Annotated in this window: 12 protein-coding genes; 1 reads left to right on the forward strand and 11 read right to left on the reverse strand. The window is 43.4% G+C overall.

What is annotated here, in order from left to right; genetic code table 11:
* Positions 1 to 30: 30 nt before the first annotated feature.
* Both essC and IEY34_RS28915 read right to left on the reverse strand, forming a co-directional pair.
* Positions 31 to 4,041 (reverse strand): type VII secretion protein EssC, encoded by a 4,011-nt coding sequence (gene essC / locus IEY34_RS28910; protein ID WP_189018608.1) that lies wholly within the window; start codon positions 4,039 to 4,041, stop codon positions 31 to 33.
* Positions 4,042 to 4,075: 34 nt separating this feature from the next.
* Positions 4,076 to 5,311 carry a hypothetical protein gene (locus IEY34_RS28915; RefSeq protein WP_189018610.1) on the reverse strand — a complete coding sequence of 412 codons (1,236 nt, stop codon included), beginning with the start codon at positions 5,309 to 5,311 and terminating at the stop codon, positions 4,076 to 4,078.
* Between the two features lie 211 nt (positions 5,312 to 5,522).
* On the opposite strand from IEY34_RS28915, the gene IEY34_RS28920 reads away from it, so the two are divergent.
* A complete protein-coding gene (locus IEY34_RS28920; RefSeq protein ID WP_189018612.1) occupies positions 5,523 to 6,212 on the forward strand; it encodes a YHYH domain-containing protein in 690 nt (229 codons plus the stop codon).
* A 214-nt stretch (positions 6,213 to 6,426) separates the two neighbouring features.
* On the opposite strand, the gene IEY34_RS28925 is transcribed toward IEY34_RS28920, so the two are convergent.
* The 9 genes from IEY34_RS28925 to IEY34_RS28965 form a co-directional block, all read right to left on the reverse strand.
* The gene (locus tag IEY34_RS28925) at positions 6,427 to 6,594 is read right to left on the reverse strand and encodes a hypothetical protein (RefSeq protein ID WP_189018614.1); all 168 of its coding nucleotides are present in this window, start codon (positions 6,592 to 6,594) and stop codon (positions 6,427 to 6,429) included.
* 300 nt (positions 6,595 to 6,894) lie between these two features.
* Positions 6,895 to 8,982: a TerD family protein gene (locus IEY34_RS28930; RefSeq protein ID WP_189018616.1), complete on the reverse strand. Its 2,088-nt coding sequence runs from the start codon at positions 8,980 to 8,982 to the stop codon at positions 6,895 to 6,897.
* A 448-nt stretch (positions 8,983 to 9,430) separates the two neighbouring features.
* Positions 9,431 to 9,664, reverse strand: coding sequence for a hypothetical protein (locus IEY34_RS28935; RefSeq protein WP_079414673.1), 234 nt, complete (start codon positions 9,662 to 9,664; stop codon positions 9,431 to 9,433).
* Positions 9,665 to 10,087: 423 nt separating this feature from the next.
* Entirely contained in the window at positions 10,088 to 10,432 is a 345-nt protein-coding gene (locus IEY34_RS28940) for an RNA polymerase sigma factor (protein WP_189018618.1), read from the reverse strand.
* Between the two features lie 186 nt (positions 10,433 to 10,618).
* A complete protein-coding gene (locus IEY34_RS28945) occupies positions 10,619 to 10,969 on the reverse strand; it encodes a DUF805 domain-containing protein (protein ID WP_189018620.1) in 351 nt (116 codons plus the stop codon).
* 212 nt (positions 10,970 to 11,181) lie between these two features.
* On the reverse strand, positions 11,182 to 11,859 hold the full coding sequence (locus IEY34_RS28950; protein WP_189018622.1) for a DUF1266 domain-containing protein: 678 nt from the start codon (positions 11,857 to 11,859) through the stop codon (positions 11,182 to 11,184).
* A 17-nt stretch (positions 11,860 to 11,876) separates the two neighbouring features.
* On the reverse strand, positions 11,877 to 13,838 hold the full coding sequence (locus IEY34_RS28955; protein ID WP_189018624.1) for a J domain-containing protein: 1,962 nt from the start codon (positions 13,836 to 13,838) through the stop codon (positions 11,877 to 11,879).
* A gap of 2 nt (positions 13,839 to 13,840) precedes the next feature.
* Entirely contained in the window at positions 13,841 to 15,538 is a 1,698-nt protein-coding gene (locus tag IEY34_RS28960) for a molecular chaperone HscC (protein WP_189018626.1), read from the reverse strand.
* Between the two features lie 163 nt (positions 15,539 to 15,701).
* The gene (locus IEY34_RS28965; RefSeq protein WP_189018628.1) at positions 15,702 to 17,612 is read right to left on the reverse strand and encodes a leucine-rich repeat domain-containing protein; all 1,911 of its coding nucleotides are present in this window, start codon (positions 17,610 to 17,612) and stop codon (positions 15,702 to 15,704) included.
* Between the last annotated feature and the right edge of the window lie 31 nt (positions 17,613 to 17,643).

Genomic DNA, 17,643 nt, shown 5'->3' on the forward strand with positions numbered 1-17,643 from the left:
TTCCCATTTTAGTTAAAATATTGATATTCGTCAACATTGCTCATAATTCGACACAAGTTTGATTTTTATTTTTTGATTTTGTCGAATCAGCCAGCCAATATCTTCGCCTAATTCTCGGTTCTGTTCGGAGTATGACATACCCATCAATTCTTGATTGAAAGCCGTGTGTTGCTGCAGCGTACCCCCTGTAAGAATCGCATTTTTTTGTTCAATTAATGCGCTCAGGAAGTTGAATGAATTTTTCAATCTGTTCAAATCACCTGCCAGTGAACTAACGAACATATAGATGCCAAGACCTTTTCCGTACCGAGCCATTCTCTCCAAATTCTGTTTGACCTCATCGTTTAGAAGTGATTCAGACTCTTGTAAGCTAGGCATACATATTAGCTGCATGGGATAGTGATCATGTATAAACTTGATCTCATTAAACGTCTCAGGATCATCCAGATTTGCTGCTGCCTCACGTGCTGCATTCTTTCTGTTCTGAAGCTCATCAATGATTTGATTGATACAGATTTGCACTGCTTCTTCGGAAGTCAGATAGGATTCTATGTCTCCCGACTTTTTGAGCTTCTGCAGTGGAGATACTGCACCCTCAATGACATGAATGTTAAGATGATGGGTGTTAAATAACTTGTTCCAAATCTGGATCCAAGCATGCATCATCTGCTGATTCTGAACATCATCGGTATAGGAGAAGACACAACTAAAGAAATCTTTGGACTTCAAGGCAACCGGGAAGGTACTCTCTAAATCTAACCCGATTGGGAATGGAGCAGGACCATCTAACTCCACATGACTTTCCTCATTTTGTGCAAAGCGATTCATTAACTCTTGAACACTTAATTTCTTAGGAATGTTCGGTATTTTCCTCGCCCTTTTGCCTTCCCAACCCTCATTTAACTGCTTGCCCATCGTCCGAATGCCTAGTGTCATTTCTTCATCGTTAGTGCCGAAGTTGGGAAGTGCCGTTTGGAACTCTAAGGGAACATCCAATTTCACCAATCCCCGTCCGGGTACATGCAATGGTTCAACAGTCGTCCTACCGACAAGAGAATAATAATCCGATTTATCCGCCATTTGCAGCGTAATGACTTGTCTCACATTCTGCGTAATTTTATAAGAAAAGGCATTGCTCGTTGTTCCAGTTAGGATAAGATGAACCCCATAGTTTCCACCTTCACGTAGGAAAGTAACCAATTGTCCCACGTAATCATTATAATTCTCTGAATAGGCCGTAAAATTATCAATAAAGACTACGATCGCCGGTATTTTGGAGGCGGTTATTTGACGATAGGCGAATATATTCCCCACACCTACAGTTGCAAATAATCGTTTGCGTTCATCCAGCTCATCCGCCAGCATTTTCAACAATTTTATAAGCTTATCCTCATCTTCTAAATAAACTACGTCACCTAGCTGTGGCAGTTCATGGAAAACAGCAAGCGTTCGAGATCCATAATCCAACACATACATATGGAGTTCATCCGCTGTATAAGAAGTAGCAAGGGAGGTTATCATCGACTTGATTAAAGTCGTTTTTCCGCTATTGGGCGCACCATAAATAAGAAGATGACCTTCTTTGCCTAGATCAAGCTGAAGTGCGAATTGACTTTGTGCGGCCGGGTGATCAACAATCCCAATCGTAACTACCAGCCCATCTACAGAAGAGACTGCCTTCAGTTTCTCACCAACTTGATTGTATAACAATCCGCATTCTTCTAAGGCTATTCGTTCCGGTAATGGATCTAGCCATAGAGGCTGTACGGGCTTAATGTCCTTCTCTTTGGCTTCTTTAATAATATGTGAAACTACGGCATCTAATTGTGTGGGCGGCTTCTCCGACTGCGGTTGGTCATCCTTGGACCCAATCTGCGTCCTATTCCCATTCTTACCTACTTTAAATACAACGGGTACAGAACTTTTCTGTTGTTTAATTTCATATGGCGCTCCACTCCATGCCGATTGGAATAAGGAAAAGAGCTCATTATTTCCAACTTGCAGATAGCCACGTCCTCGTTCCTTAATGTCCGCTGCTTCCGGCCTCTTCAGCATCTCTTGGCTGTCCGAAATATCCTGAACCTTCAAACAAAGCTTGAATCTGGAGTTGCTCCATATTTGATCATTTACTACGCCCGACGGTTTCTGTGTGGCGAGTACAAGGTGAATCCCAAGACTCCTGCCTACACGAGCAGCACTAATGAGTTCAACCATGAATTCGGGCTGGTCAGATTTCAACTCTGCGAACTCATCGACAATGATAATTAAATGCGGTAGCGGTTCTTTCGCAGAGCCCTCTCTATAATTCACCATGTAAGCATCAATGCTGTTCACACCAATTTGTCCGAAAAGAAGCTGTCTTCTCTTCAACTCACTTTTGATGGATACTAAGGAACGACTAATTTCATTGCCACCCAGATTGGTAATCGTTCCAACCAGATGCGGCAATCCTCGGAAGGCATTCGCCATGCCACCACCTTTGTAGTCAACTAATACCATAGCAACTTCATGAGGATGATAATTGACAGCTAACGCAAGGATTAGCGATTGCAGCAATTCACTTTTACCTGAGCCTGTTGTTCCTGCAACAAGTCCATGTGGACCATAAGATTTCTCGTGCATATCAAAAATGAATAACTTCCCGCCACTCGCTTTCCCAAGAGGCACACCCAAAGAGCGATCTGCCTGGTTAATGTTCCAGCGTTTCAGGATCTGCAAGTCAGCTACTTGATCCACTTGAAATATTTCCAGAAAAGTCACTAGCAAAGGAATTTTATTCTTTCCACCTGTTTCTTTCAGCTTAATTGGTGATAAATAGCGTGCGAATTGTTCGGCTTTGGCTTTACTTACATAATCGGGTTCAAACATCCGCCCATACTCCTTCAGACTATGGGTTAAATCTCTTCGCACATAGCCCTCTTTGTCTACAGCCTCAATAATGGTCTGACAGTTTAACGGCAAATCCAAATCAACACGTTCGGATAAGAATATACTCGTTAACCCCAAGGAAGATTGTGTTGAGAGTAAGTAACTAAAAAAGTCGAGATTCTCCAATAACTCAGGATTCAAGACAAAGAAAATATAATGGGGGAGCCTATTTTGATTACTTGCCTCAGAATACCCATTTTTTCGAGATTCTCTAGCTTTCAACTGCTGCTGTAAATCTTCGGTAATTTGGAGAACATCATATGGCGTTGATGCCATATATTTCACACTTCGATCATCGTTCCATACATGCGGCAGCCATCTTAGCCACTCCCATTCCAACTGCTCTTCCGGCGGGTACACGAATACCGTTTTCACCTCATCATAGCCGTGATGAGTACTGATATGAATTACAATCGCGTTAATAAGCTCACGTAATTTCTCGCGTTTTCCGACTAGTCCTAATAACCCAATTTCACGAAAGGGTATAGCAAATGGAATGCCTGAAACCTGATTTACGGGCTCACATTGCTTTTTAAGTTCCGTCAAGAGAATATTCTCTTCGCCTGTAGATTTATTCATTTCAGGGAAAATCGTCTTCATCTGCAGCAATTGTGTGCCAATGCCTAGACGTGTATGCAGGAAATCAGTTTCAATTGATGTTCGTTCCCACAAGGCTTTACCTAAATTGCTTGTAATTTCTATACAACTCTCAATGCTAGGATGGACAAGGTGCATAACTTCGCGCTGCTTCGCATTAGCATTCTGCAAAGCCTGTACTAGCGAAATACTATATTGTCTGTACTTGAGTTTTTTCTCGTTTTCTGATTTCGCATGTTTACGCAGAGATACGAAATAACTTAACAACGCTACGAGAATCGTTACAATTGTCATGCCCACAACCGAGAAAATAATCTTCCTGGACTTCATAACAACAGAAGTTAGAATCGACATCATCATCATAGCAATAGGCGGGAAGAGCATATTCAGCCAAGATATGGCAGGTTTGTTCGCTTTGCTTGGCGGTGTTTCAATTTCTACGTCACCAACTAAATACGAGGGTACAATTCTAGGCGTTCGTTGAACCATTAATTCTTGACGTTCTTTATTTATCACCAGGATGCCTCCAACATGTTAATATAAAGCCTGATTAGCCAGGTACACGAATTAGCAAACCAATACTAATGGCTAGAATTGTAATGACCGCCGCAATAAGTGCAAAGATAACAAATCCCGATCGACGCACATGAAATCTTTTCTTAATGGAGAAAAAGTGACTAACCCACTTCACTGTTTGAGCATCCGGATAAATGGGGTCAGCACAATTAGGTAGAATTGTAATGGTGGAGTCCGTAAATTCCTTCTGCAATTCTTTCGCGACATCATCCTTGGATTGCAGCAGAATTAAACGCGTTCTCTTTCTTTCTTGTGAACCTAGTTCTTGCAACAAGGTATGCAGCCGATCTATTTTCCATCGCGCACCGTTCGCAACTAGAAGGGGCATATGGGTTCGTGTCCAATCCACTTCCCGTTCTTTCTCTGGGACTACCGTAAATGCTTGATACCAAAAAATAACATGCGTATAGTCACTTTCCATTAAATCGTGAAAGTTCCACTCCGCGTGGGGTCTCATGTAATCTACCCCTTCGAAATCAAATAGCTCCGAAGACGTATCCTCTTTCTCCCCTTCAAATATCATTCTTTCGATAGACTCTATTTCTTGCGATGACTCCGCGCAAACTAGCGGTCTATAGCCTAACTTAACCAACGAAGAAGCCAAGGTGAAGACACAATTACTTACATCCACTTCTGTATCTGCTCCGCATAGACCAATAAGCAGTGGTCCGTGCAGGACATTAGAACTATTAACGTTAATCTCAATCGGATTATTAGCTGCTCTTCTAGCTTTTGTTAGAATCGGATCTGTTGCCTGCTCCTCAACTGGATTGTTATTTAGCTCCTCATCTGACTGACTGGCTTCTTTATTCTTATTCTTAGAACGAAGAAGGAGATCCTTAATAGCATTCCCAAAGCTTTCATTGGCCTTTGCTTTCCTAAGCTTCTTATCCTTGGCTTTCTTCTCTTCTTCACTTAATTCCGCTTCAACTTCGGGTTGTTGCTTTATTTGGGTAGAAATTCGAAGATAGCCCCCGCCGATCACGGCCAAATCCTTTAAACATTGGTCCATAGGAATGACTTGCCAGTTTAACTCGGGTCCAGCAACTTGAATTTCGTAATAAACATCCTCATTAGCAATTTGGCTTTCAATTTCTAATATCAGTAATAGTTGTGGCAAATAGTCACTCATTGTAATGTCATCTTCAAGAGCGATATCCATTTTATTCATCTCGTTAGTTTCTTCAAATAATGTCAGTTCGACCAGCATCTCATTCACCTCTGGATACACTTGTTACTTACTCACCTGATATTTATCGCATAAATCGGTAAAATTCGCCAATATACACTAGAATAACAGATTTTATATATGTGGTAAATAAAGGGATGATTAAATCTATCTGCCTTAATTTGATCAACCTAGCAATCTCTGCTAAGATCATCTAGGAAAATACTACTATTTTTAGGGGATGACAAGGGAAATGACACTCAAAAGAATTGGACTAACATTATTATCATTCATGATTACCTTATCTGTATCACAATCCGTTTATGCCCACCCTGGCAGAACAGATGCCAACGGAGGACATAATTGTTCGGCAGCCTCTAAGGCTAAGGGCTTGTGTACGGGATATCATTATCACAACGGTGGATCTTCATCGGGCAGCGGCGGTGGCGGTTCTTCATCCGGGGGATCAACGTCAAATAATAAACCTGCAGAACCCGTCGAAACTGTCCCTAGCGGACAAGTTAAAGTTAGTAAGCCAACCTACAGTATTTATGTAAACGGGACTTCTGTACCTAATTCGTCCTTGGAATACCCAATCATTTCGTATAAGGATATTACCTATTTCCCTATGACTTATAAATTCACTCAGGCGCTTGCCCTGGAAACAGTCTGGGATGCAGATGTAGGATTTGCAATCCGTAAAACGGCCAACAAAGCCGGTAAACTTGAGCTAGACAACGGCTCTACAAGCGGAAACTTGTATGCCAGCAAACCCGATTTCAATATCTATGTAAACGACGTCTGGATTGATAATAATGCCGAAGAGTACCCTTTATTGGTATTGAATGATGTTACTTATTTCCCAATGACCTGGCACTATGCCGTGGATGAGTTAGGTTTGAACATTAAGCTTGAGAATAATGCTTTTTATATTTCAAAATAATAACTCGGTAGAGGGATAGCCCTCCCCAATCTGTAAAGGAAAGAGCCTGCCCCAAGTAGCCAATCGACCTTGAGGCAGGCTCCTTTACGAACTCATTAACCTTTGTTTGCTCAAAATGGTACAACTAGAAAATCCAACGAATCCCAGATGTGTTATTCGTATCAAAAGCTCACTTAACCGCCATTACTCTGCCTTATAACGCCAATTTAGTTCGTTAGATCTTCAGAGTAGCCATTTTCTCACCAATAAGCATCATCCGGTTCGTTAGAGTGACTGATTGATTGTGAGCCGGTTCGGCGTTGCTCACCTCTGCGTTAAGGCTGTTTTTCAACGTTACAGTTCCTACTTTAGCCGCAGACGCCTCTGTAACGCTGAATTTCAACCTTAACCCACCCGAAATACCCATCACGGTGCTCTTTCTCTGCCTGTAAGATTGTTTTTCAGCGTTAAAGTTCCCATTTTAGCCCTAGGCGCTCCCATAACGCTGAATTACAACCTTAACCCACCCGCGAAATGCCGATCACGGTGCTCTTCCTCTGCCTTATTTGCTCAGAATTGCCAAACCAGAAAACCTACCGAATCCCAGACAAGTTACCCCCAGCAAATGCCCACCTCCGCCAACAAAACCAAAAAGGCCGCTCCCAGGTTTTCAACCCTTGGAGACAGCCTCTTTCGTTCCACTTCAAGCAATAAACTCCGCCATAATCCGACTAATATCAAAAGGTGTAATCCCTTCACTCACAGAAAACACCGTCTGCGCACACTCGGCTCGCTCCACGACTCGCCCCCTAGCCATAGCATGCAGCATGAATACATCGTGCAAGTTAGGCTTCTTCAAAGTAGTCATGGCCTTCCCCATCAGGACCATCCCTTTTTGATTCTCCTCGACATTGTTGTAGTAGTAAGGATGCTTCTTCAGGGCCAAGTCGCACCAAATGATCTCCCGCTCCACCAAATCCAAAATAACGGGTATCGCAATCCTCGTATCTGCGGCTAGATCGATGCGATCGAGCACCGTCGAAGGCTCAAAAATCTCCCCCGAACTCGGATACTTCCTCATCATCCACCCCGCAAAACACTCCGGCAGCTCACAGTATGGCTGTTCCGTGAACGAGTTCAGCGAAGCGACAATGTAGCGTCCACCATATTGCACAATAGAAGGAATATCCATATCGATGAATTCACAAGCGCCATGAGGAGCCGAGGTAATATCCCCGCTGTGAGCAGCTGTATATCGATCGGAACGCAGATTGGTGTAGGAGATATGCTCGACATACTGCCAACGCTCATCATACATCACAGCCGAGAGGTCAATATCGACTCTTCCTGTATGCTTGCCGTTAACAGTCCCTTCTTTCCACCACAAGAAAAAGCGAATCGTATCCCCTTCCGGCATCTCCAGCCGACTGCCGCGAACGATCGTACGGAGTGCCTTACTCGCCGACCTCTGAGCAAAAGGCATCATATACCGCCTCAACCTCTCATCCACATAAACGTCTCCAAGTGAGGGAAGCTCGGAGAACCGCTTCATTAACGCGCTTTGACATATTTGCACAATCGCCTCACACGTTTCGGCTTCTATATCAGGCAGCGTGTTCTGGATCGCTACGGCTTTACCTACATTTCCTTTTGGGAAAAATGTCCGCAGATCCTGCCTTTCATTCCGATGCTGAAAATGAGCCATCACTTGCAGCAGCACTGGCGTTGACACATCCGCGGCAACTGCAGCGAACTTTGCCACCATTGGGAGGGCATTATCGCTGATCCTAAGCAAATGATCCAGTCGTCTGGCGAACTCGCCGGCGCGATTCTTCAATAGATCCGCAGCTAAGCCTGCATCCATCTGGCGAAGCGCATGCTCAACTTTGCCACCGAACGTTGCATAGGGTTTATTATTGCGCAGGATGTCAAAAGCTGCCTTGCAGCCGTCATATTTATGCTTATATTCAGCCGGATGCAGGATTTCTCCGAGACGAATCCAGCGATTTTTGTAGCGCAGCATATCCTCAACCTTGTTCCCGCATTGCTCTAGCAACTCCAACAGCAAACGCCTCTCTGGGCGTCTGAACTTCCGGAACTGCGTAATCGTTGCAAGGCTTACGTCCCCATCCGACAGTGCAGCGGCTAATCGCAGGATATCCGTGGCCGTTTTCAGGTATTTTCCGATGAGCTTGATGTCGGCCTTCTCATATTTAAGAAGCGCGGCCACGACGAATCCCACATTTTCTTTTAAAGGGATCTCGTCCGGCAGCACCGTACTCAAATCCTCATAAGAAGCGATAACCCACTGAATATCTTCCTTGTCCGCCTCGGATATCGAACTTTTCGCTTCAATCAGATTCCGAATGACCTGATTAAAATCTTCCGAACTCCCTAGATCAATCATGGTCAAATCAACCTGATCCAGCAAAGGAAATCTCTCCAGCGCAGCATGCTCCGGCAGTTTTAGCGTTAAATAATGATGGATCGCTTGCAAATAAAGCTCTGCATCACTTGCCATCATGACTTGCTGCGGGAAATTGGGATACATAGGCCGGAACACGGCATTCGCCCCTACGAGCGACTTCAAATCCTCCACCAATGGATGATACATGTCTAGAAACTTATCAACCGATAACGTTTGGACAACAGCTATCAGCCTTTCCGAAAAGGTAAATCCTAAGTTCTCTACATTTTTCATTGCTGTTGCGATGTATGTCAGAGGAAGACGGTTATGACCAGGATGCACCATGATCTTCCTATTTCGTTTTAGATAAATGGTATTTCTCATTGCGGCATAACGCCTCCTCATAGGTTCTGGATACAATCAGGGAACTTGCCTCTCTAGGTCGCCAATGATGTTAGAAGGAAGAGAGGCAATAGCCTGATTCGATGTCACTTCTGGAAAGCTGCCGCCCTAAGATCGGGGTTTGTAGAAGGAAGGACGGCAATGGCCTGAAGTAACGTCATCATCCCATATTTTGGAGGGGGTGAACATGGTGAAAGTATGGCGATGATATAAATTGCGAACAAGCAACTGGCAAAACAAAAAACCACCGCCGCTTAATTCGGGGGAGGTTAAAGTAAATTGAACCTAGATTTTTATAATAGGAATTGTAAGTTCCTCGAAAAATATATCGGCATTTTATCTCTCGAAGCTTGTTGAATAAAATCGATTACAACGTCCTCATTAACAAGAATCGCAATTGCAATATTGGTGTCAAGTAAATAACCTCGGCTCATGAATCCCAATCCTCACGAGATCTTTTCACTTCGTCGAGCAGTTCTTTGCCTCTTTCAGGAGATAACATCCCAGCTGCCTCAAGAAGATCATCTACGGAATAATCATCATCTTGGGCTTCAACTGTTTGCTTATCAAGATCAATAAGTACTCGGGCATTATTTATATTTAGTTTTTGAAGCATTAATTTAATTGCACTTGCCGTCTGAAAATCAATTTTTTTGGGGATCAAGGCTATCCCTCCAATGCAATTTTATATATTTTCATTATACCACACGTTTTAAAGTTCCAAACATTCTGTCTCACTCTCTTGTTAATGTTGAAAGTGCGGATGGCAAATTTAATAGTAAAGGAAACAAAAAACCTAGAAATCATTTCTAGGTTTTTTGCACCTTGCACTTTACGGTTAGTAATGGAGATTCAGTTTTTAATCGGAATTTCTTTATCAAAAAATACGATCGATGCGATTTCCTTATCATTTATAACATGTTCAAAAGTTTTAATCGTAAGCATTTGGTCATTTAGATAATCTAGCACATGCAATCCAGTAAAAATACTAGTTGTTTCTGAGGTACCATCTTTATAATTTATCGTGATAGGGTAGTTATCCAAATGTTTATATACACCAATTTCCTTTAATCTACCGGCGGCTTCGTTATAATGCCTCATAACCAAACATGGTAATGTTATGATCTATCTGATAAAGGTTAGAGTACTCCTTGAAATCCAGCTTAAAAGCTGTTTCCCAAGAACCTGGTATGACCGTTTTAACGTCTTTACAGTAATTTCTGGTGGTTACTATCAACCACGCTTTTTCATGTTCGTGGTCATTGAAGACCATTCGAGATTTGATCAGTTTTAAAAATACAGATTGAACAGCGTCTTCTGCATCAACGGGATTTTTCAAATAGATATAGCACAGCCTGTAAACTTGATCGACATGCCGTTGATAGAGTTCAGCCAACTCTTTATCCGTACGCAATAAAGAATTGTTTTCCATTTATTCGCCTCCTACATACAACACGATTGATGACTCGAAAATATCCCATTATCCTGATTTCTGTTTTGAGCCTTTTATAATACCTTAAAATTAATGAACCCATCCAAGCTTACTCTCGCACAAAATAATGACAAAAAAAGCGACCTCGAACAATTCGAGGTCACTCTTTTACTTTTACAGGTTAATTTAAGCAAATTGCTTAGGATTCGGACCATATTTATTCGTATTAGGCTCACTGTCTTGGCAGTTGAATACGATAAGAATAATAGAGCCGACAAATGGGATTAAACTGATCAAAACCCACCAAGCGCTCCTCCCCGTATCATGCAGTCTCCGAAAAGAGACAGCTAGAGACGGCAAAAGAACTGCCAAAGAATACAGCAAAGGTAAAACGGAGTTAAGTCCAATTATTGTATCCAAGATGACTAGAATTGTACTAGCGATCGCATTGAAGAGTAGAAACATCCAGTATTCCTTGCGTCGTGCTCTGCCTGAAAACCCTACGTAATCTTTAAATACCTTTAAATACCAACCCATTTAAAATCCCCCTTAATCGTCATAAAAACCTATAAAATAATTACTGTCGACTTTATCTTACAACATTTCGTGCAAAAAAGGATAAAGTTTTACATAATTCTCAATAAAGATTGTGTAAAATTCGACATTTTTCTGTATCAAGTATGCTAAACAGGGTCTCGAAAGAATTAAACTCTCCATTCCGTTGCAGGAAGGAGAGCATTATTTATCATCTACTTACCAAGATCCATCTCCCACTCCAGCTGGCGAAATGGACTGTTCTTCGCTGCAAACCACTTTGTGATTAAAGCCTGATTCTTTTTCACATAAGTCGAGGAGGTTTCCGCCGCATCAAACTGGCTTCCGGTCACATAAGCCGCAACATACTCTTCCCATCCGGAATAGGATTGCTGGATAAGCTGCGCTACATGCTGCATGCGATTTAGGCCTTCTTGTTTGGTCAAATACCTAAGCGTTACCCCCACACGGCATAAATACAAATACTGGGCATAATCATAAGCCGCGATGCCATTCTCGGGCAGCTTCCTGCAGTAGTAATTGACAATAGAAATCCTGATCGTCTCTTTTTGCTTTTTGGGCAAGGATTGGACATAGTCCATCCGTTCTGTCTCTGAGAGAGCCGACAAACGGTGATGGATTTCAAGATACGACTGCCTGTTTCCTTCTTGGAGCAGCCATCCCAGCTTGGATTTCAAACCTTGCGCGTTATGAATCTGCCACTCTTCTCTCAATCGGTTGGTCAACCGCTTTTTAGCCACAATAGAGTCCCTCAAGAATCCATACTTGTACATTGTAAAATAATACGCCAAACGGCCTTTCAGGCAGACCGCCGTCAGTGCCCGCATATACAGTTGCCTATCTTTTGCCTTGCGGTTTTGCCATATCGTCATGGATGTAGCTCCGTCATTTAGAATTGAACTGCTCTGTATGTTCTCCTGATTTCCCGAATCAAGAGGGCTAAGATACAACAGATAAGTCCTGCATACACGTACAATGCTTTTGGTGCCCGCCATTCTTCTGGAAGAGGAGGAGGTATATTTGTCAAAACCAACTCATTTTCATCTCTAGCCTCTATATACGTATCGACATTCAGGTTGTCGAGATAAGAATCGAATCTCGGATCGTTGCTGATCCTGCTCTCCACCGCCTTCAACAGGTCTGGTGACGCAATCTTGGTAGCCCTGCCCTTTAATTTATACAACGGGGGCTTGTACAAAGCTGCAGACCAATGATGAATATTTCCTGTAAAAATAACGGTCTTATCGTCTAGATAACCCAAGCATACATAACCATAATCCGGACTTATCCCCCCAACTTCGTTAAAACCCGGGTAAATAGCTTTGGTAGTTCCACTGCTTTCATCCCGTATATAATCGGAGTACATATCAGGACATTTAACCATCGTAAGCCCCACGATAATGTTCTGTTTCTGTTGCCCAGATCGTCTTAAATCTTCCTGTGTTTGAACCTCTACGGCGCTTTGCGTCGTGGAAATGGCTTTCGGTGCTAATGGTTCCGGATATGGGGCGCTATCCTTACTCAATGTCCCATTTAGGAAAAGCAGACCAATGACAAGCAACAAACCGTAGATCCACGTTCTTCTCAGCAAAATATGCAGGAACATGACCGTTGCGCCTATCCAAGCGGGTTTTCCAAGCTCTTTAAATAGCGGGGCTAAAACCCGTTTGTCGGGCTTTTCGGATTTAGCCATCAGCGACTCTGCCAATTGCGCATTAACTTGTGCCAGGCCGGTAGTTGCTTCGAAATCATAGGGATTTTGATTAAGCACTTGTATATAACGCGTTTTGGCGTGCTCCATCTCGCCCAGCATCATGTAGCACCTCGCCTGCAGCCACAGGGCGTGCAAACTCTCCGGCTTGCGGGAGAGAATATGTTCGCAGTCCCCGATAGCGTCGTGATAGTGCTCGGCACTATATTGGATTTGCGCGCGGTAATAATACCCATCCAATTCATCAGGGCTCACTCGGATCGCGTGGTTGCACGCAATAAGCGCCCGCTCGGCGTCGCCTATACGCAAGTAATACTCGCACTGCATACGAAGCAGATCCGGGTCGTCCGGATAAATCGCATGCGCTTCCGTCATGCACCGCCCGGCAAGTTCCAGATCGTTCGCGATCAAAGCATCAAGCGCTTGTTCCCGATAATCTACAAATCTATCGTAGTCCACGCCTTCATACGCTTTAAAATGACTATACCGAAGCTCCCATAGCTGATCCAGCTGTTTAAAGATGTAAGTGATTAACTGTTCAGGAAAGCGCCTAAGGAGATACTCCTTCTCTTCCCGCCACCGGAAATTGCTTTCCAGCAGCTGCCAGACGTCCTTGGGAAAATGGTGGTGAGTTTGCAGGAACTGCATGACCCTGTCATTTAACTGCTGTTTGTACCCCACCTGCCATAAGACATCCGAGCTTAACAATAACGTCCACTTCTCGCTATCTATTCGTGAGAAAAAGTGCTGATACAAAGCTTGGAACTGGCCCATAAAATCATTAATCTGCATCGCCATGCTGGGCGCAGGATTGATAATAGTATCTTGCAAATGGACTTTTGGCGGCGGCGGAATTCGCTCATCTAGCAACGGTTCGCGGTCGGCTTCCTGCTCACGCTCGCGGTCATCCGACTCAAGCACGGGCTCAGGAATCAGAATATCGAGCCCGGCAGGAACATCCATTTGTTTTTTTCGCTGGGCCTTCGCGTATTTAATGGCTCGGTCATAGGCCTCTCTCAACTTCTGGTACCCTTCCGGGTCCTCCTCCGGATGGAAGATTTTCAGCTTTTGCGCATAAGCCTTTTTGATTACGGACTCATCATCCGTTGGACTAATGCCCAGTAGGCTCCACCATGTCATGGCTAATCATGCCACCTCTCCATTTGCGACAGCTTTGCTTTCAAATCTGCGGCGGCTTTTTTGATCTCCATCTCTTTTTGCGTGGCTAGGACGCTTTCAAAGCGGTTTAACCACAACGCGATTTCAGCGCGTTTCTCACTAAGCGATTCTTCATATAGACGCTCACCTTTTGCAAGCAGCAGCCTGTTCTCCGTTCGCTCTCTTGGATGAATCTTAATGTCTTGGAGCATAAGCAGGCGCTCCTCGATCTCTTGCGGGGAAAGAGCGCCGGGACTTTTTTCAATGATCATTTTATTTTTCATGCCAGTTTTGATCGTTACGACCTCAACTTCCAAAATTCCGTTAATGTCATACGTATACCGGATGTCGATAGACTGCTCGCCGGCACGGTCAGACGGGAGGGCGATATTCATTTCTCCCAGTTTCATGTTGTTTTCAACGCGACGGCTCTCGCCTTGATAGATTTCGAGACGAATACTTGTCTGATAGTCGGCAATTGTACATACACGCTCGACTTTGCTGACCGGAATCGGCGTATTACGCTCTATAATAGGAAGAAAATAACCGGACTCATGCTTCCCGTTCCCCAACATTTCCGCCACCGAGGTACCCAGGGTATACGGACATACATCCGTTAAAATAATCTCTTGAAGCGCTTCATTTCTCTCTTTCAAGGCAACCTGAATCGCAGCGCCCAAAGCGACGGCTTCATCAGGATTAATGTGCAAATAGGGCAGGCGCCCGAACATTTTACCGACAACGGACTTGATGACCGGCATGCGTGTGGCGCCGCCAATCAGAATAATCGTGTCGAGATCTTCCGGCAAGAGCTCCGCATCCCTGAGCGCACGCTCGATCGGCTGCCGCAAACGAAGCAATAGCGGGGTGACGAGCTTCTCAAAGTCGGCACGGTCGAGGCTGATTTCATAGGTTTGGCCGCCTATGGCGAAGCTCATTTTGCCCACATTGTTATGTCCCAGCACGCGTTTGCACAATTCGGCCTGCTTGTGAATGGCAGAGCGGGCCTTCGTGTCCAGCTGCTGAACATCAATACCTTGAGAGTCGACAAAATGAGAAGCTAATATCTGGGTAAAATCTTCACCGCCTAAGTAATTGTCGCCCGCAATCGACTTCACTTCCATAACGCCTTCAAACAACTCCAGAATCGACACGTCAAAAGTCCCGCCACCCAAATCGAAAACAAGAAATTTCGTTTCCGCTTCCTTTTGGTGCAGGCCGTAGGAAATGGCCGCAGCCGTCGGCTCGCTCAGAAGCCGCTCCACCTTCAGCCCCGCAAGTTCGGCAGCCCGCTTCGTCGCTTTGCGCTGGGTATCATTGAAATAGGCCGGAACGCTAATGACCGCTTCCGTCACCTGCTCGCCTAGGAAATCCTCCGCGTCCCCTTTCAGAGCCCTGATCACAAAAGAGGACAATTCTTCCGGCGAGAATGAATATTTGCCTAATTGAAACATTTTCTCTGTGCCCATGTGTCGTTTGAACGTAGATACGGTTACCTGCGGATGCGTAATGAGCCGTTCTTTGGCAATCTGCCCGACCAGAATCTCGCCATTCTCATCAACACTAATCACAGATGGTGTCAAATGTTCCCCAAGTACATTCGGTATAATAGCAGGACCGTTATCGGTCCAATAAGCAACAAGGCTATTCGTCGTTCCCAAATCAATTCCTATCGTAGTCATAGCTGCAATCCCCATTTTCATAAAATAATTGGCAATAATTATATCGGATAATTATACCATTTTTGTTACACCTTCGGCATTTTGGGATACATACAAAAAAGGCGTTTATGCATTAATTATGCAAAACGCCGAGAATACCGAGGTATCGCCGCTTCCTGTTTCTTCAGTCCCTTTTAACAATAACCATACGTTCCCCTGCATCCCAACTTACCTCTGCCCCAAGAGCTTCACTGACAAAGCGCACCGGAACTAAGGTCGTACCATTCAATAACCGCGGTGCCGCATCTAGACGTACCTCTTTATTGTTAATTAAAGCTTTATCTGAACCGATTACTAACTTAACGCTTATATCCCCTTTTTCAGCAGTAATACTTTGCATATCCCCATCCCAGAACACCTGAGCTCCTAAAACGCTGAAAATTCGGCGCATAGGTACAAGAACAGTTCCGTCCTTCATCAAAGGCTCCTCATCCGCTTCAAAGTCCAATAAGTTATCATCTAACTTCAAAACGATCTGATCCCCATACTTAACAACAACACCTAATTTATGCTTTCCCTTAACAGCTTCAAGCGCTTGCTCACTCAAAGGATTATTAATCAGGTTAATCTCCCAGAGATTCGTATGATCCCGCAGGGCATTAATATCCGAAACACGGTTATGTTCGAGATTCAAACTCTTTAATTTAGACAGTCTGTAAAGGGGAGAAATATCTTCAACATTATTTCTGCTTAAAGTAAGACTTGTTAATGAGGTTAATCTTTGCAAAGGCTTGAGATCATCTACTTCATTCCCTGATAGGTTTAATCCATCTAATCGTTGCAACTTAGTTAATGGACTTAAATCATTAATTTGATTATTGTTCAATCCTAAGTAAGTTAAATTCTTTAAGTCGCTCACGAATCCGATGTCTGAAAGATGCATATTGTTTAATGTCAGGAATCTTAGCATTTTTAGAGACACTAACTGTTTTAGATTAGAGACAGGGTTGCCATCTAGACTTAACATCCAAAGTTTATTTAAAGAGGATAGTGATGAAATATCTGCAACTTTATTGTTCTCTAGTTGAATGTATTCAAGATTGGTAAGCCTAGCGATTGGGGTAATATCTACAACCTTATTACTTCCTATCTCAAGACCTGTAAGGAAAGTTAATTCAGCTAGAGGAGCAATATCAACAATTTGATTATGATCTAGCCTTAGCGTAGCTAACTTACTCATTTTACTCAAAAAGGAAATGTCTTCGAGCTTCAATCCACCCAAATCCAGTGAACGGATCTCTTGAAGCGACTTGAGAAGGGAAAGATCCTGGATCGGATTATTATCGAGATTTACCATATTTAGTTTAGGCATGTTACTAACAACATCAATGTTGGTTACTTGGTTCCCACCAATCGAAAGAGCTTCAAGATTCTCGAGTTTGTGTAGAGGAGAAATATCTTTAAACCTATTATTAGCTATAAAAATAGAGCGCAGATTTACCAGATTGGCGAGAGGAGTGACATCCCGAATATGATTGAAATAGGCACCAAACGACTTTAATTGAGTAAGTTCACTTAATGGCGAGAGGTCTTCGATCTCATTCGCATAAACTTGTAGATTGGTTAGCTTTTTCAAGTTTTTTAACGGCCCTAGACTTTTAATTTTATTATGATAAAGATTCAAATCTGTTAATTCTGTTAAGTTTCTAAGTGGATTTAAATCCGTTATTTCATTGTAATCCAGAGTAATCCTTTGCAGTTTAACCAAACCTGCAAGTGGAGAAAGATCAGCAATCTTGTTCTGTTCAATACTTAATCGTGTTAAATTCGTTGCAAATTCAATCCCTTTGAGGCTTCGGATTCCCAACCAACTTGCCGAGGCAAGTTCAGTAAGAGATTGCATATCCTCCCCCGTTATGGTCCCTTCCGTTTTATGCAATTGCTTACGTATGAAAGCTTCAAAGGCCGGGTCATCGAAAGTAACAGTGGCGGATTCAGCATACGTGGTTTTGAAAGTTGTAAATGGCGTCATTACTGAAACAGATATAGCTGATATTAAGATTATTTTGAAAATGAAACCTCGATTAAATAACAATTTCAGCCCTCCTTGTTTGGCCATGTACGTG

This window comes from Paenibacillus marchantiophytorum, from assembly GCF_014640555.1.
Taxonomy (GTDB): domain Bacteria; phylum Bacillota; class Bacilli; order Paenibacillales; family NBRC-103111; genus Paenibacillus_E; species Paenibacillus_E marchantiophytorum.

Excerpts from the sequence above, each read along its gene's own strand:
- IEY34_RS28915 (WP_189018610.1), bottom strand. The coding sequence starts at position 5,311 with ATGCTGGTCGAACTGACATTATTTGAAGAAACTAACGAGATGAATAAA.
- IEY34_RS28920 (WP_189018612.1), top strand. The coding sequence starts at position 5,523 with ATGACACTCAAAAGAATTGGACTAACATTATTATCATTCATGATTACC.
- IEY34_RS28930 (WP_189018616.1), bottom strand. The coding sequence starts at position 8,982 with ATGAGAAATACCATTTATCTAAAACGAAATAGGAAGATCATGGTGCAT.
- IEY34_RS28940 (WP_189018618.1), bottom strand. The coding sequence starts at position 10,432 with ATGGAAAACAATTCTTTATTGCGTACGGATAAAGAGTTGGCTGAACTC.
- IEY34_RS28945 (WP_189018620.1), bottom strand. The coding sequence starts at position 10,969 with ATGGGTTGGTATTTAAAGGTATTTAAAGATTACGTAGGGTTTTCAGGC.
- IEY34_RS28950 (WP_189018622.1), bottom strand. The coding sequence starts at position 11,859 with ATGACGATATGGCAAAACCGCAAGGCAAAAGATAGGCAACTGTATATG.
- IEY34_RS28955 (WP_189018624.1), bottom strand. The coding sequence starts at position 13,838 with ATGACATGGTGGAGCCTACTGGGCATTAGTCCAACGGATGATGAGTCC.
- IEY34_RS28960 (WP_189018626.1), bottom strand. The coding sequence starts at position 15,538 with ATGACTACGATAGGAATTGATTTGGGAACGACGAATAGCCTTGTTGCT.